Origin of the sequence: Frankia sp. AgKG'84/4, assembly GCF_023242965.2 — a bacterium.
Lineage (GTDB): Bacteria > Actinomycetota > Actinomycetes > Frankiales > Frankiaceae > Frankia.
Map to the genome: position 1 here is coordinate 1 of NZ_JALKFU020000559.1, position 3,458 is coordinate 3,458.

Annotated in this window: 4 protein-coding genes and 1 pseudogene; all 5 read left to right on the plus strand. The window is 71.2% G+C overall.

Annotation, left to right across the window (positions count from 1 at the left end):
- A pseudogene (locus MXD58_RS23140) lies at positions 1–198 on the plus strand (type VII secretion protein EccB); the annotation flags it as partial.
- Positions 199–327: 129 nt separating this feature from the next.
- Positions 328–642: a WXG100 family type VII secretion target gene (locus MXD58_RS23145; RefSeq protein ID WP_248837655.1), complete on the plus strand. Its 315-nt coding sequence runs from the start codon at positions 328–330 to the stop codon at positions 640–642.
- Between the two features lie 109 nt (positions 643–751).
- Positions 752–1,048, plus strand: a complete 297-nt coding sequence (locus MXD58_RS23150) for a WXG100 family type VII secretion target (protein ID WP_248837656.1) — start codon at positions 752–754, stop codon at positions 1,046–1,048.
- A 122-nt stretch (positions 1,049–1,170) separates the two neighbouring features.
- Positions 1,171–1,581: a hypothetical protein gene (locus tag MXD58_RS23155; RefSeq protein WP_248837657.1), complete on the plus strand. Its 411-nt coding sequence runs from the start codon at positions 1,171–1,173 to the stop codon at positions 1,579–1,581.
- Between the two features lie 2 nt (positions 1,582–1,583).
- Positions 1,584–3,458: hypothetical protein (locus MXD58_RS23160; RefSeq protein ID WP_250609911.1), on the plus strand; the 1,875-nt coding region annotated here is incomplete at its 3' end.

The following is a 3,458-nucleotide window of genomic DNA, read 5'->3' on the forward strand; positions in this document are numbered from 1 at the left end:
CTGCTGGTCGGGCGCACCGACGTCGCCGCGAAGGACCAGCCGCTGCTGCTCGTCGACGGCGCCGGCATCCGCTACCCGCTCGACGGCGACGCGCCGAAGGCCCTGGGCGTCAGCGCCGACCAGGCGAGCGTCGTCCCCGCGCGGCTGGCGGCCCTGCTGCCGGCCGGCCCGCGCCTCTACACCCCCGAGCGGCGGTGAGCACCATCCACCCCGACCGCGCCAGCCCCGACCGCGCCAGCCCCGACCGCGCCAGCCCCAACGGCACCCGCCGAGCCGGCACCGTGACCGATCCCCGCACCCGCGGGGCAACCTGAGGAGGACCGCCGCATGGCCGATCCGTTGCTCATCTCCGACGAGACCACCACCGTGGCCATGATCCTGGCCTTCGACGAGTGCCAGGACGAGTGCGTCAAGGTCCAGCAGACCATCGACAGCGCCGGGTCGATGCTGTTCGCCCAGTGGGGCGGCGTCGCCGCCGGCAAGTACCGCGACGCGATCGCCGCCTGGCAGAACGGTTTCAACGAGGTCAAGGCCGCGCTGAACCTGCTCAACGAGTCCATGGCCAGCTACGCCAAGATCACCACCTCCACCGAGGACAACACCGCGATGCTCGGCTCCAACTGGGCCGTCGGCCTGACCTGACCGTCCGCGCCCGACCCTCGCACCTCACCGGCCGGCCCCTGCGCCCGCCGACCCATCCGCAGAGCCTGGATCCGCAGAGCCTGGATCCGCAGACCCTGGAGGCACAGCCATGGCCACCTACCAGTTCAGCCCGAACGGCGCCCTCGACACCGCCGACGAGCTCACCTTCGTCAACTCCCAGCTCGAGCAGTCGCTGACGACCCTCACCCAGAAGGTCAACGCCTTCATCGCCGCCAACGAGGGCCAGGCCCCGGCGAACTACTCCCTCGCCCAGCAGCAGTGGAACAAGGGCCAGGCCGACATGAACGCCGCTCTCGCCCTCGGCCGCCAGCGCCTCCAGGAGATCCACAACGAGTACGTCCTCGGCGATGGCCGCGGCGCGAACGTCTTCGGCCAGCTCATCTAGCGGCCCTCACCCGGCGGCGGCCGGGCCGGCGGCCGACGGTACCGCGTGGTTCCCCTCCACCGGTGGCATCGGGTCGCCGCCGGCCGCCGCCCGTCCCCACGCAGCGACAGGAAGGAGCACCGGTGGCCGAGAACATCGTCATCGACGAACCGACCCTCACCAGGCTGAAGAACAAGTACCAGGCGCTGCTCGACGACATCGACCTGCGGATGACGAACTACACCTGGGGGACCAACCCGGACTCGCAGATCAGCCTCGGCGACGCCTTCCCGCTGCGCCTGGGCGGCGCCGGCTTCACCGAGGCGGTGAACCTCGCCAAGGACCTGGAGAAGGTGCGCACGAACCTCACCGGACGTATCGACACCACCTACACCAACGCCACGAACCTGCGCTGGGGCCTGCAGTACCTGCTGGACGATTCCAGCGCCGTCGAACACCTCAACACCCTGACGGCCGAGGAGTTCGAGTCGTTCATTCCGACGAGCACCTCGTCGGCGACGGCGGGTAACAACCCCCCGGCCGGCGGGAGCTGACCATGGCGGCGCCTGGCCTCATTGAGGATGTGCTCAACACGATCCTCGGTTACGTCCTCGGCAGCACCGGGGGAGTGATCAACACCGGCGGTTCGCCCCCCGGCGGGGGAACCACCCCGGGCCAGGGCGCCAGCGGCTCCTACACCGGCGCCGGAATCGACAGTGCGCTGCGCCCGGACACCGTGCGCAGTGCCGCCGCGCCGCTGTGGCTGATTCCCGACGAACGGCACGAGAAGTACGCCACGAGCGGCAGCGCGAAACCGAGTTTCCAGAAGGGCGCGCTGACGTTCTGGCGGTGGATGACCAACGACTGGGGCAGCAACTATGAATGGCTGACCCTGTGGGTCGGCGCGAAGACCTCGACCGACGGGGACAGCCGCAACGCGACCACGCCGGGCGAGCAGTCGGGCGCGGCGACGGCCGGGTCGAACCCGCTGATGGCGCTCGGCACCGCTTGGACGAACGCCGCCGGCGCGATCCTCAAAGGGCTCGTCGGGCCGGGCTACGCGTTCGACCCGGACACCCTCGAGGGCATCAACCAGGCGCTGGCCGGCATCGGCGCGTGGAGCGGCACGACCCTGGCCGGTCTGGACGCCGACGTCACCGGGATCGACACGAAGGCGGCGGCGTTCGCCGGCTCGGCCGCGCAGGCGTTCCGGGACCGGGTCGTCGCCGCCGAGAGCGGCCTCAAAGGTGTTCCCGAGGCGGCGGCGACCTGGAAAGGCCCGCTGGACGGCGCCGTCGCCGCGGCGCGCGCGTTCGTCACGGCGCTGCGCCAGGACAACGCGTACTGGATGGGCGAGAAGGAGGCCGGCGACGCGCGCGCCGCGCTGCCCGGCCCGAAAGGCGTGTGGGTCCACCCGTTCAACCTGATCGTCGCCATGTTCGACGGTTCCCGCGTGTTCGACAGCTTGGGCTCGGACCCCAACCGCAACCACTCGGGCGGGCTGTGGGAGACCGGCCGCATTCGCGGTGAGCTCGGCTACGACTCCGATTCCGGCAGCTGGCGGGAGATGTATATCAGCTTCCCGGAATGGGTCGGTGTCCCTGGCGAGTTCGCGGTGCTGCGCCAGCCTGAATGGTTCAAGGTCGACACCGCGCTGCGCGCGCAGTGGGCCAATCACGTCCAGGCGGCGTTCGCGCCGTCGGTGACCGCCGCGGGCAAACTGGTCACGGCGCTCGGGGCCGCGCAGACCGCGATGAAACTCGCGAAGATGCCGCCGCCGCCCCCACCGCGTTCGGCGCCACCCCCCGACCTCGCCGGCGGCAACAACGACGTCAACAACTACCTCAACGGCGTCGGCAACGGGCTGAACAATCTCGCCAACGGCATCGGGAACGGTTTCAACGGTATCGGGAACGGCCTGAACGGCCTCGGCAACGGTTTCAACGGTATCGGGAACGGGCTCAACGGCCTCGGCAACGGCATCGGGAACGGCTTCAACGGCATCGGGAACGGTTTCAACGGTCTGGGTAACGGGCTGAATGGCATCGGCGGCGGCCTGAGCGGTCTCGGCGGCGACCTCGGCGCGGGGCTCAACGGGCTGGGCAACGGTCTCAACGGTCTCGGCGGCGGCCTGAGCGGTCTCGGCGGGGACCTCGGCGCGGGCCTGAACGGTCTCGGCGGCGGCCTGAGTGGCCTGGGGGGCGCGGGCGGCCTCGGTGGCGCCGACGGTCTCGGCACCGCGAACGGCATCCTCAGCACGAACGGCATCGGTGGTGCCGATGGGCTCGGTGGTGCCGGGGGGCTCGGCAGTGCAGGGGGGCTCGGCGGTGCTGATGGGCTCGGCGGTGCTGATGGGCTCGGGGGCGCCGAGGGGCTCGGCGGTCTCGGCGGTCTCGGCGGCCTGGGCGGCCTGGGCGGCGCCGTGCCGGCG

Coding starts and splice junctions, on each gene's coding strand:
- MXD58_RS23150 (WP_248837656.1), top strand. CDS start 752: ATGGCCACCTACCAGTTCAGCCCGAACGGCGCCCTCGACACCGCCGAC.
- MXD58_RS23145 (WP_248837655.1), top strand. CDS start 328: ATGGCCGATCCGTTGCTCATCTCCGACGAGACCACCACCGTGGCCATG.